Origin of the sequence: Pseudomonas sp. ACN8 (assembly GCF_002303925.1) — a bacterium.
Classification (GTDB): domain Bacteria; phylum Pseudomonadota; class Gammaproteobacteria; order Pseudomonadales; family Pseudomonadaceae; genus Aquipseudomonas.
The window spans coordinates 13,407-24,934 of the sequence record NZ_MRCS01000011.1 but is presented as its reverse complement, the minus strand read 5'-3'; the positions used below and the strand labels follow the sequence as shown (position 1 = coordinate 24,934).

At 60.7% G+C, this 11,528-nt stretch carries 9 protein-coding genes; 5 read left to right on the top strand and 4 right to left on the bottom strand.

Features of this window, described 5'->3' with window-relative positions; translation table 11 throughout:
• Positions 1-74 precede the first annotated feature (74 nt).
• The 4 genes from BSF44_RS08255 to cmoB all read left to right on the top strand — a co-directional run bounded on the left by BSF44_RS08255 (position 75) and on the right by cmoB (position 3,018).
• Positions 75-467 carry a protease inhibitor I42 family protein gene (locus tag BSF44_RS08255; protein WP_095943076.1) on the top strand — a complete coding sequence of 131 codons (393 nt, stop codon included), beginning with the start codon at positions 75-77 and terminating at the stop codon, positions 465-467.
• Between the two features lie 2 nt (positions 468-469).
• Positions 470-1,105, top strand: coding sequence for a lysoplasmalogenase (locus BSF44_RS08250; protein WP_095943075.1), 636 nt, complete (start codon positions 470-472; stop codon positions 1,103-1,105).
• 180 nt (positions 1,106-1,285) lie between these two features.
• Positions 1,286-2,065 carry a carboxy-S-adenosyl-L-methionine synthase CmoA gene (gene cmoA / locus BSF44_RS08245; RefSeq protein WP_172435320.1) on the top strand — a complete coding sequence of 260 codons (780 nt, stop codon included), beginning with the start codon at positions 1,286-1,288 and terminating at the stop codon, positions 2,063-2,065.
• A complete protein-coding gene (gene cmoB / locus BSF44_RS08240; protein ID WP_095943073.1) occupies positions 2,062-3,018 on the top strand; it encodes a tRNA 5-methoxyuridine(34)/uridine 5-oxyacetic acid(34) synthase CmoB in 957 nt (318 codons plus the stop codon). Before cmoA ends, cmoB begins: the two co-directional genes overlap by 4 nt.
• A 133-nt stretch (positions 3,019-3,151) precedes the next feature.
• Here the strand turns inward: cmoB and tadA are convergent, their stop codons facing one another.
• Both tadA and BSF44_RS08230 read right to left on the bottom strand, forming a co-directional pair.
• Positions 3,152-3,649 carry a tRNA adenosine(34) deaminase TadA gene (gene tadA / locus BSF44_RS08235; RefSeq protein WP_095943072.1) on the bottom strand — a complete coding sequence of 166 codons (498 nt, stop codon included), beginning with the start codon at positions 3,647-3,649 and terminating at the stop codon, positions 3,152-3,154.
• The gene (locus BSF44_RS08230; protein WP_095943071.1) at positions 3,649-5,025 is read right to left on the bottom strand and encodes a multicopper oxidase family protein; all 1,377 of its coding nucleotides are present in this window, start codon (positions 5,023-5,025) and stop codon (positions 3,649-3,651) included. The genes tadA and BSF44_RS08230 overlap by 1 nt, the downstream gene beginning before the upstream one ends.
• 239 nt (positions 5,026-5,264) lie before the next feature.
• On the opposite strand from BSF44_RS08230, the gene BSF44_RS08225 reads away from it, so the two are divergent.
• Complete coding sequence (locus BSF44_RS08225) at positions 5,265-8,225, top strand: membrane-targeted effector domain-containing toxin (RefSeq protein ID WP_095943070.1); 2,961 nt, start codon at positions 5,265-5,267, stop codon at positions 8,223-8,225.
• 82 nt (positions 8,226-8,307) lie between these two features.
• Here the strand turns inward: BSF44_RS08225 and guaA are convergent, their stop codons facing one another.
• Both guaA and guaB read right to left on the bottom strand, forming a co-directional pair.
• Positions 8,308-9,885: a glutamine-hydrolyzing GMP synthase gene (gene guaA / locus BSF44_RS08220; RefSeq protein WP_008053207.1), complete on the bottom strand. Its 1,578-nt coding sequence runs from the start codon at positions 9,883-9,885 to the stop codon at positions 8,308-8,310.
• A 99-nt stretch (positions 9,886-9,984) separates the two neighbouring features.
• Positions 9,985-11,454, bottom strand: a complete 1,470-nt coding sequence (guaB, locus tag BSF44_RS08215; protein WP_095943069.1) for an IMP dehydrogenase — start codon at positions 11,452-11,454, stop codon at positions 9,985-9,987.
• Between the last annotated feature and the right edge of the window lie 74 nt (positions 11,455-11,528).

Genomic DNA, 11,528 nt, shown 5'->3' with positions numbered 1-11,528 from the left:
GCCCGGCTGTCACACTTTGTCTCATCTTAAGTTATGCTCGCCGTTCGTCGTGAACGCCGGAGCCCCTGAAGCCTATGTCCCCCATTCGCCTGTTTGTCCCCCTCGCCCTTGCCCTGCTGGCTGGATGCGCCACGCAACCTGCGCACAACGTGACCGTGGAAAAACAAAGCGAATGTCCGGTGCAACTCAGCAACGGGCAAAACCTGATCCTGACCCTGCCGAGCAATCCGACCACGGGCTATCGCTGGGCGATCCAGGATTCGGCCGGCGGTGTGCTGCACGCACTGGGGCCTGAGGTTTATCGAAACCCGGAAGATGCCGGCATCATCGGCGCGGCCGGGGTCTCGACCTGGCGCTTTCAGGCTTTTGCGACCGGCACCGGGCGTTTGCGCCTGACTTCGCAACAGCCATGGGCACCCGAAGTGCTGCCGGTGGATTCATTCGACTGCACGATCTCGGTGAACTGACCGTGGGCTGGCTGATTCTGGCGCTGATGGGCGCAGTGACCTTTCTTTACGGCGTGAGCGTGCATGCGTCTCTGCTGTGCCTGCTGGTCAAGCCGCTGCCGGTACTGGCTCTGCTCGGCTGGCTGCACGACGCACCGCCCGGCGATTATCGACGCTGGATCAGCCTGGGCCTGATTTTCTCCCTGCTCGGCGACGTGTTGCTGGCATGGCCGGGGGACTTGTTCGTGTTTGGGCTGGGCGCGTTTCTGGTCGCGCATCTGGCTTATCTCAAGGCTTATCTGAGTGATTGCCGACGCCTGGCCGTGCTGCCGCTGGTGCTGGCCCTCGGCGTCGGCGCCGTGCTGCTGGGAATTCTGATTTCCAACGGCCTCGGGCCATTGCTGGTGCCCGTGATTGTCTATGGCACGGCGATCAGCGCCATGCTCTGGCGCGCCCTGGCCCGACTCGGGACCGATGTGCCCAAACGCTCGGCGTTGCTGGCGGCGGCGGGGGCAGTGGCGTTCGTGTTTTCCGACAGCGTGATTGGTATCAGCCGGTTTGTGGTGCCGTTCGACGCGGCGCCTTATGTGATCATCCTCAGTTACTGGCTGGGGCAATGGGGTATCACTGCCTCGGCGTTCAGCCAAAGACCGCGTTGAATTCTTCGCGAGCAGGCTCGCTCCCACAATGGATCGACTGTGAACACATGATTTGTGTTCGACAGATCCATTGTGGGAGCGAGCTTGCTCGCGATAGCCATATCACGGGCAACGAAGATTCCTGATTCAGCTCGCCGGTTTATCAGACAACCCGCGCATCCGCGCGCCAACTTGGCTAAAATGCCGGCCTTTTCCACCTACACCGCTGGAACCGCCGTGAGCAAAGAATCCGATCGCCTTTTCGCCCAGCCCTTGGCCCAGGTGCCCGACTTCGCCTTCAACGAGGACGTGGTGCGGGTGTTCCCGGACATGATCAAGCGCTCGGTGCCGGGTTATCCGACCATCGTCGAAAACCTCGGCGTGCTCGCCGCGCAGTTCGCCCAGCCGGGCAGCGTGCTCTACGACCTGGGCTCGTCGCTGGGTGCCGTGACCCAGGCCTTGCGCCGGCATGTACGCACCGACGGTTGCCGGGTGGTCGCTGTGGATAACTCCGCCGCCATGGTCGAACGCTGCCGCGAGTACCTCAACGGTCAGGATTCGATGTTCCAGGAGCTGCTGCCGGTCGAGGTGATCGAAGGCGACATCCTCGCGCTGGAGTTCCAGCCGGCCTCGGTGGTCGCGCTGAACTTCACCCTGCAATTCATCGCCCCGGACCAGCGCACGGCGTTGCTGTCGCGCATCCGTCAGTCGCTGTTGCCTGGCGGTGCCTTGATCCTCTCGGAAAAACTGCGCTTCGAAGACGCGCAGGAACACGCGTTGCTCACCGACCTGCACATCGCCTTCAAACGCGCCAACGGCTACAGCGAGCTGGAAATCGCCCAGAAGCGCAGCGCCATCGAAAACGTCATGAAGCCCGACAGCCTCGAAGAACACCGCGAACGCCTGCTGGCCGCCGGGTTCTCGAAAGTCGTGCCGTGGTTCCAGTGTCTTAACTTTGCCTCGTTGATTGCCTTGCCATGATTGATCTGTCCCCCCTCGCCCGCCGACTGGCCGGCACTCCGCTGGCCGAATGGGCCAACACCCTGCAAGCACAACTCGACAAGAAAATGGAAAAGGGCCACGGCGATCTGGAGCGCTGGCAAAGTGCGCTGGACGCCCTGCCGAAGATCCAGCCAAGTGAAGTCGACTTGCTCAATGGCCTGAAGCTGGACACCGATTGCAGCGACGAGACCCGCGCACAAATGCGCACTGCGCTGATGGGCTTGTCGCCTTGGCGCAAAGGGCCGTTCGACCTGTTCGGCGTGCACGTCGACACCGAATGGCGCTCGGACTGGAAGTGGTCACGGGTCGCCCCGCACCTGGACCTCAAAGGCAAGCGCATCCTCGATGTCGGCTGCGGCAACGGCTATTACATGTGGCGCATGCTCGGCGCCGGCGCCGACAGCGTGATCGGTGTCGACCCGAACTGGCTGTTCTTCTGCCAGTTCCAGGCGGTGCAGCGTTATCTTTCCGAGCCGAATGCCTGGCACCTGCCCTTCCCGTTCGAAGACCTGCCGCCGAACCTCGAAGGTTTCGACACGGTGTTTTCCATGGGCGTGTTCTACCACCGCCGTTCGCCCATCGAGCATTTGCTGGCGCTGAAGGATTGCCTGGTCAAGGGCGGGGAACTGGTGCTGGAAACCCTGGTGGTCGAAGGCGACAAGCATCAGGTGCTGGTACCGGAAGACCGATACGCGCAGATGCGCAACGTGTGGTTCCTGCCGTCGGTGCCGGCGCTGGAGCTGTGGCTGCGCCGCGCCGGGTTCACCGATGTAAAGTGCGTGGATGTGAGCACCACCACGGTCGAGGAACAGCGTGGGACGGAGTGGATGAAGTATCAGTCGCTGAGCGACTTCCTTGATCCCGAAGATCACAGCAAGACCGTTGAAGGGCTGCCGGCGCCGATGCGGGCGGTGATCGTCGCTCGCAAGTAAGCCAATCCCCGAACACCGAATACCCCTGTGGGAGCTGGCCTGCCAGCGATAGCGGTGGTTCAGTCGACATCAATGCTCGATGTGCCGACGCCATCGCTGGCAGGCCAGCTCCCACAGGGTTTGATGTCGTTTTCTAGATTGCTGGTTTCGCGCGCCGGGCCTTGAAGAACTCGCTGAGCACCGCCCCGCATTCCTCCGCCAACACCCCGCCTTCATACAACACCCGGTGATTCAAAAAGCCTTGGGTAAAGAACTGCCCCTGGCTCTGCACGATTCCGGCTTTCGGCTCCAGCGCGCCGTACACCACCCGGGCAATCCGCGAATGCACGATCAGCCCTGCGCACATACTGCACGGCTCCAGCGTGACATACAGCGTACTGCCCGGCAGACGATAGTTGCTTACAGCCTGGGCGGCGGCGCGGATGGCGACCATCTCGGCGTGGGCGCTTGGGTCACTGCCAGTGATCGGACAGTTGAAGCCGCGACCAATGATCTCTCCATCCTGCACCAGCACCGCGCCCACGGGCACTTCGCCGAGGGCCGCGCCTTGGGCCGCCAGTGCCAGGGCCTCACGCATGAATTCGCGATCACGGCTGCGGTCGATGATGGCGGCGGGACGAATCTGACGCATCACGCCACCTCGATAGCGGCCATCAGGCCGGTTTCCATGTGGTCGATCACATGGCAGTGGAACATCCATACACCCGGGTTATCCGCCACCAGCGCTACCTGCGCGCGCTCGTTCTTGCCCAGCAGGTAAGTGTCGGTGAAATACGGAATGACCTTGTGCCGGTTCGAGGCGATGACCTTGAAACTCATGCCGTGCAGGTGAATCGGGTGCTGGTACTGAGTCATGTTCTTCAATTCGAAAATGTAGCTCTTGCCCTTCTCGAGTTTGGCAATCGGGCGGTCGGCGCAGGTCTTGTCGGTGATGTCCCAGGCCTTGCCGTTGATCTGCCACAGGCTCGGCGGCTTGCCGTTATCAACGTTGACCGATACCGAGCCGACCCATTCAAAATTGAAGTTGAGTTTCTCGGCATTGGCCAGGTCCGGCTCGGCGATCGGGTTGGCCGGCAGTGCCGGCGGCCACTCGGTCGGCGCATCGCTATTGGCCACCGAACGAAACGTGCCCAAACGCACCGGACCGTTGCGCAGCGACAGCTCTTCACCGGCCGGCGGAGCCTTGATCGCCAGGCAAATGCGCATGCCCGGCCCGAGCCAGTATTCCTTGCCGAGCGGTCGTGGCTCGACCGGGTTGCCGTCCAGCGCATAGATCTGCGCTTCGACGCCAGGAATGTTCAGGCGATAAGTCAGGGTGTTATCGAGGTTGAGCAGGCGTACGCGGATGATCTGCCCGGCCGGCAAGTCGATCACCGCCTGCGGGACGCCATTGATGGTCGCCAGGCGCCCCGCCGTACCACCCCGCGCCGCTTCCCGGGGAATACTGAACTCGACGAAATTACCCACATCGTCGACGTGCCAGCTCTTGAGACTCAAGGTCTTCTCGTACTTGAATCCGGTCGGCTCGCGTTCGTCGATAATCAATGGGCCGACCAGGCCACGGCCGAGCTCCTCACTGCTGTTCACATGCGGGTGGTACCAGTAGCTGCCGGCATCCGGCACACGGAATTTGTAGTCGAAGTACTCACCCGGCAACACCGGCAATTGCGACACGTAAGGCACACCGTCCATTTCCAGCGGCAGGCGGATGCCATGCCAATGGATGGTGGTGGCGACCGGCAGATGGTTGATGAAGCGCACCCGCAGCCATTCACCCTGACGCACCCGCAATTCGGTGCCCGGCGCCGACGGGCCGAAGGCCCAGGCCTGGGTCTTGTGCCCGGCTACCAGCTCCACGTCCAGCGGCGCCGCGATTAGCTCGTAGTCGTGGCCCGCCTCGGCGTCCGCCATCTTGCCCAGCCAGTAGCGCGACGCGCCCCCCGCACCGACACCAACGACAACAAGACCGGCCAGGCCACCGAGGATTTGGCGACGGGTAAACGACATGAACTCAACTACCTCACGTATCAGCGACAGGCCCGGGGCCCGCAAAAGGCGAATACGATACACCCGCAGTTGTGAAAGAAACAGCAAAGCGGACGTGACGACGGGCCGCAGCCGGGCGACCTCTGACAACAAAGATCTATTAATCCCTGACACCGTGCGCCGCTTTCCCTACAGATCCGGCTGTAGTCCGCAGCGCATAGTGCCGACCTCAAACCCATCCATTTCTCAAGGAGAGAGAGATGAATTCTTCAGATACAAGTACTCAATTCCCACTCCCGGACCCCGACGATGTACAGGCCCTCAAGGACCTGGTGCTTCCGTTCGTGGAAGCCTGTCCCGACATGCACGACATGGCCCATATCGAGGCTCAGGCAATTCTGGACAAATACCGCATCCAGCACATCGACCCGGACCGGGTCTGGTGGCACCGTTTCGACAACACGTCGGTCACCAGCAACAAAGCCTTCCTGTTCTGGGAACACTATCCCAAGCCCATTGAGTCGCTGACCTTGCCGCAACTGGTGGTCCAGCGCTTTCAGGCCCACGACCAGGACAATGCCGACCTGCTGGACAGTGATGGCGGGTTCTACAACGAGGGAGCGAACGCCCGGATCTACAACGAAACCAACGAAGTGAAGATGCACCCCAGCGTGGTCATCAAGGACCTGTGGCGCATCAATTTTCACGACCGCTATTGGGAGAAGATGGGCGCTTTCTGGCGCAATCATTCGGATAATTTTCGAACCCTGGCCAAGCTCAATTTCATTTCCAAGGCGTTGGAGGAACACGACGGCTCACGCCTGAGCAACGAAAACCTCAAAACCGTGCTCAAGGCAGTGGCCGGCCATCTCACCTGGCCCGTTACCCTGGACATGCTCAGGGCCCACGAGCCGCCTGTCGAAGGCCTGCGAGTCACGCCGCTGTGCATCGGCAACTACATGTCCAGTGACATACTGCGCATCATCGACCGAGACGGACGGCAGATTCTCTATACCCCGGGGGAAACGGATGCCTTCCATGTATTAGAACCCCCCCGCGACCTGCACTGGTGGCTGCTGTGCCAGAACAACCATCCGGACAACCGCGCCCGGTTCATGGCGCACTTCCCCTTGTCGGCCCAGCAGCAGGATGAGGACAACGTTGGCCTGAACCACACCATCGACTTGCTGTATGTGACGTGGGGCAAATACGACCATAGCCTGTTCGAACCAGACATACCGGATATCGATGTTGACACCTTCACCTGGCTCCGAGACTCGGTCAGGGAACGCATGTTCGACGACGCGGATATATCCTTACGCTCCAATGCCGACCTGCGGGAGAAAATGTGGATCGGCTATCTGAGTACGTTCACCCGACTCTTTGGTGCCATGTCCTGCGCCGGCTGGCCCGTGGCCCTGGCCGCCGTGGGTGCCGGCATCGCCAACATCGGCCTGAACATCGACCAGGCCGTCAACGGCATGAACGCCCAGGAACGCAAGGCCGGTGTACTCGGCGCCATCTTCAGCAGCATCGACACCCTCTTCAATGCGCTGGCGCTCGGTGGCTCGGCCGAGTTGGCGGAAGTCGGCGAAGCCAAAGACGAGTTCACCCCACAGGAGAATCTCGGCGGCGAAAACGAACACCCCGAAGGCGCCCCACCGAAAATCACAGTCGCCGCTCCCGGTCGAACCTATGTCGTGGAAGGTGAAAACCCGCTGGCCCCTTTCGAGACCAATGAAGTCCTCGACGGCCTGGAGGTGGCAGCCGAGGAAGGCAAATACCGCAACATCTATCAGCCAGCGACAGGCGGCAACTACGTCAGGATCAATGACGACTACTACCTGGTGCGCTACGTCAACGAGCTGAAGACCTGGGTCATCATCGACCCCGCCAACCCGTTCTCGTTTCACCGCAGCCTGCCGGTTCGTTTGAACGCCGAGGGTGAATGGGAACCGCTGACCCGCCCCGGTCTGTATGGCGGCGGCAAGATTTTTGGCAATTGGCCTTGGGGCCGATCGCCTGCGCCTTTGCCTGAGATAGCCAGCCCTGCCACTGCCTATGACGTCCCTCAGGCGCTACGGGCCGAGTTGAAGCCTTACGTCACCGAAGCTGGCGCCGACAAAGAACTCAGTGACGCTTACGACGACATTTTCAATCCCGACAGCGCTCTGATGCAGTTCAAGGCCCTGAGAAAAACCTTGTATCGAGACGCTCAGGCCTACTATCAAAACCTTCCTGAACTCCCCCCCAGGCCGACCACTCCGGTCTTTGGCCCGGTGAGCCGACCCAAGGACATCATCGAGACGCTGTTCGAAGAGTCACCCGCCCTGGTCGTCGGCGAAGGCCACTCCAGTATTGGCAGCAAAGAGTTCCTGATCGAGAACATGGAGATACTCGGCAAACAAAAGGTTAAAACCTTGTACATGGAACACCTGTTCAACGACTTCCATCAGGCGGACCTGGATGTTTTCAACAAGAGCGGCGTAATGTCGAAAAGCCTGAAACGCTATCTGAAGAATCTCGATGCAGGTCATTTCACCGATCCCTCTGGCCGATTCACCTTTATGAAACTGGTCAAGACCGCGCAGAAAAACCACATTCGTGTGCAGGCGATCGACTGCGCTGCAAGCTATCGCGTCGATAACATGCAGGGGGTAACCCCCTTCCACCGGCAAAAAATGATGAATTACTTCGCCAAAATCATCATCGAAGGGGATCAGGCTGCCAGAGGGTCTCATCGATGGATTGCACTGGTTGGCAATACTCATTCCAATACCTGGGAAGGTGTCGCGGGCCTCAGTGAACTGGAAGGTGGTATCGGCTTGCGGGTAAAAAGTGCCAGGGTCGGTCAGTCCACGACCATTGAGCCAGACCCGGGAGAGTCCGGTACCAACGGCGGAATTGACAGTACTGTGTTCACGGTCAAGAACGACCTGCTTCTGGAACTGGAATCCCCCGAGCTTGCCAGAGAACAGGTACTCGACGCAGCACTCAATCAACCGGGCATGGTCAGCATCGAAAAGTACGGCAACCAGCTCGAACTGGTTCACCGTGCCCGGGACGGCTCACTGGTGCGCACCCTCATCCGCTCTGACGCCACAGGCATATACATTGAGCGTCCGCAGTGGGTCAGCATCAATAACAAGCGATTCACCAGCCTGGCCGAGCTTTCGCAAGCCCTGAGTCGCAACGGCTTGAAACCCACACGCGTCCCTTGAAACGCAAAAAGCCCCGGGGCTCTCGAACCGGGGCTTCGCTTGGTATTATCGATTTGAACCTGATTTCACAGGTTCAATTCGATCATTCCCACTCAATGGTCGCTGGCGGCTTGCTCGACACGTCGTAGGTGACGCGGGAGATGCCTTCGATTTCATTGATGATGCGGCCGGAAACGGTTTCCAGCAGTTCGTAAGGCAGGTGTGCCCAACGCGCGGTCATGAAGTCGATGGTTTCCACGGCACGCAGGGCCACGACCCAGGCGTAACGACGGCCATCGCCCACCACGCCAACCGATTTCACCGGCTGGAACACCACGAACGCCTGGCTGACCTTGTGGTACCAGTCGGCCTTGCGCAGTTCTTCGATGAAGATGTGGTCGGCGCGACGCAGCAGGTCGGCGTATTCCTTCTTCACTTCACCGAGGATGCGCACGCCCAGGCCCGGGCCCGGGAACGGGTGACGGTAGACCATGTCGTACGGCAGGCCCAGTTCCAGGCCCAGACGACGGACTTCGTCCTTGAACAGCTCGCGCAGCGGTTCAACCAGCTTGAGGTTCATTTCTTCCGGCAGGCCGCCCACGTTGTGGTGCGACTTGATCACGTGGGCCTTGCCGCTTTTCGCGCCAGCCGACTCGATCACGTCCGGGTAGATGGTGCCCTGGGCCAGGTACTTGATGTTGTCCAGCTTGCAGGATTCGGCATCGAACACGTCGATGAAGGTACGGCCGATGATCTTGCGCTTCTTCTCCGGGTCGGCTTCGCCGGCCAGGTTGCCCAGGAACTGCTCTTCGGCGTTGGCACGGATCACCTTGACGCCCATGTTCTCGGCGAACATGGCCATCACTTGCTCACCTTCGTGCAGGCGCAGCAGGCCGTTGTCGACGAACACGCAGGTCAGCTGGTCGCCGATGGCCTTGTGCAGCAGCGCGGCAACCACGGACGAGTCAACACCGCCGGACAGGCCGAGCAGGACGTTGTCAGTGCCGACCTGAGCACGCACCTGGGCGATGGCGTCTTCAGCGATTTTCGAGGGAGTCCACAGGGCTTCACACTCGCAGATGTCGAGGATGAAGCGCGACAGGATGCGACCGCCCTGCTTGGTGTGGGTCACTTCCGGGTGGAACTGCACGCCGTAGTAGCGGCGCTCGTCGCTGAACATGCCGGCGATCGGGCAGCTCGGGGTGCTGGCCAGGATGTGGAAGTCTTCCGGCATGCGGGTAACTTTGTCACCGTGACTCATCCACACGTCGAGGCCGAACAGGCCGTCGGCGTCGATGTGGTCTTCGATGCCGTCGAGCAGACGGCTCTTGCCGACCACGTCCACGCGGGCATAACCGAACTCACGCAGCTCGGAACCTTCAACCTTGCCGCCCAGTTGCTCGGCCATGGTCTGCATGCCGTAGCAGATACCGAAGACCGGCACGCCCAGGTCGAAAACCGCTTGCGGGCAGCGCGGGCTGTTGGCTTCGTGAACCGACTCCGGGCCGCCGGCGAGGATGACGCCTTTAGGAGCGAATTCGCGGATCGCATCTTCGTCCATGTCGAACGGGTGCAGTTCGCAGTACACGCCGATTTCACGCACGCGGCGGGCGATCAGTTGGGTGTACTGGGAACCGAAGTCGAGGATCAGGATGCGGTGGGCGTGAATGTCGAGGGCCATGATTCAGTCTCGTCTAAAAAATTCGGAAACAGTCGTGATTCAGAAACAACTCGGGGCTGAATAAAACAGCCCCGGTTGCTTAGCGTGTTGCTTGAAGGCTCAACCTACGCGGTAGTTTGGCGCTTCCTTAGTGATCTGCACGTCGTGAACGTGGGATTCGGCCATGCCGGCGCCGGTGATCCGCACGAACTCAGGCTTGGTGCGCATCTCTTCGATGTCGGCGCTGCCGGTGTAGCCCATCGAGGAACGCAGGCCGCCCATCAACTGGTGGATGATCGCGCTCAGGGTGCCCTTGTACGGAACACGCCCTTCGATGCCTTCCGGAACCAGCTTCTCGGCGCCTGCCGAGGAGTCCTGGAAATAACGGTCGGAGGAACCTTGAGCCTGGGACATGGCGCCCAGCGAACCCATGCCGCGATAAGCCTTGTACGAACGACCCTGGAACAGTTCGATCTCGCCCGGCGCTTCTTCGGTACCGGCGAACATCGAGCCCATCATCACGCAGGAAGCACCGGCCACGATGGCCTTGGACAGGTCACCGGAGAAACGGATGCCGCCGTCGGCGATCAACGGTACGCCAGTGCCTTCGAGTGCAGCGGCTACGTTGGCGATGGCACTGATTTGCGGCACGCCGACACCGGCGACGATACGGGTGGTGCAGATCGAGCCAGGGCCGATACCGACCTTGACGGCGTCAGCGCCCGCTTCGGCCAGGGCCTTGGCGGCAGCGCCGGTGGCGATGTTGCCGCCGATCACCTGCACTTCAGGGAAGTTCTGCTTGACCCAGCGAACGCGGTCGATCACGCCCTTGGAGTGACCGTGAGCGGTGTCTACCACCACCACGTCAACGCCGGCAGCAACCAGGGCGGCAACGCGGTCACCGGTGTCTTTACCGGTGCCGACTGCAGCGCCGACGCGCAGACGACCTTGATCGTCCTTGCTGGCCAGCGGGTAAGCCTTGGCTTTTTCGATGTCGTTGACGGTCATCATGCCTTTGAGGACGAATTTGTCGTCGACGATCAGCACGCGCTCGATGCGGTGCTTGTGCAGCAGTTCACGCACATCGTTCTTGTCGGCGCCTTCCTTGACCGTGACCAGACGCTCTTTAGGCGTCATCACTTCACGGACGGTGGCTTCCAGACGGTTCTCGAAACGCACGTCACGGGAGGTGACAATGCCGACCAGGTCGCCATTGTGCAGCACCGGAACGCCGGAGATGTTGTGCATGCGGGTCAGTTCGAACAACTCGCGCACGGTGGCGTCGGCGACGATGGTGATCGGGTCCTTGACCACACCGGCTTCGTAACGCTTGACCTTGCGCACTTCGGCAGCTTGCTGCTCGATGGTCATGTTCTTGTGGATGATACCGATACCACCTTCCTGAGCCATGGCGATTGCCAGACGGGCTTCAGTGACGGTGTCCATGGCGGCGGAGACCAGTGGAATATTCAGCTCGATGCCACGGGTAAGGCGGGTCTTGAGACTGACTTCGTTAGGAAGCACCTCGGAATAACCGGGCACTAGGAGAATGTCGTCGAATGTCAGAGCTTCTTGGCTGATACGCAGCATCGCGGGGGCTCCCGAGCGGGAAAATGGAAGCGCGCCATTATAGTCAGACACCCCCTCGGGTTCAATGTAAAACT